Source organism: Seonamhaeicola marinus (genome assembly GCF_008085455.1).
Window position 1 is genome coordinate 1 of sequence record NZ_VSDQ01000309.1, and the last position, 470, is coordinate 470.

General features: G+C 33.6%; 1 protein-coding gene. It reads right to left on the reverse strand.

Annotated features, from left to right (window positions below; genetic code table 11):
• On the reverse strand, nt 1–470 hold a 470-nt coding region (locus FUA24_RS04105), incomplete at both ends, for a sugar phosphate nucleotidyltransferase (RefSeq protein ID WP_246146947.1).

Genomic DNA, 470 nt, shown 5'->3' on the forward strand with positions numbered 1-470 from the left:
AGCTAACAGTTTTATGATTTTCTATACTTTGAGGTATAATTTCTTTCCCAAAATCAATAGTATCAGGGTTTTCCATTAATTTAACAAGAAGTTCTCTGTTAAAAATATAAATACCCATTGATGCTAAATAATTACGGCCTTGGTTTTTCATGTCGTCACTTACTTCTGATACCCAATCAGGAAGTAAACTAGCATCTGGTTTTTCAATAAACGAGGTTACAACGTTTTCTTCGTTAGCTTTCATAATACCAAAACCAGGCGCATCTTTTGCACTAACAGGAATGGTTGCAATAGATATTTCGGCTTTACTTTTTTTATGAGCTTTTACCATTTCATCATAATCCATTTGGTAAAGCTGATCTCCAGAAAGTATTAAAAAATAATCAAAATCATGTCTAACAAAGTGATGCATGCTTTGGCGAACAGCATCGGCGGTACCCTGAAACCAAGTTTTATTTTGTGGTGTTTGT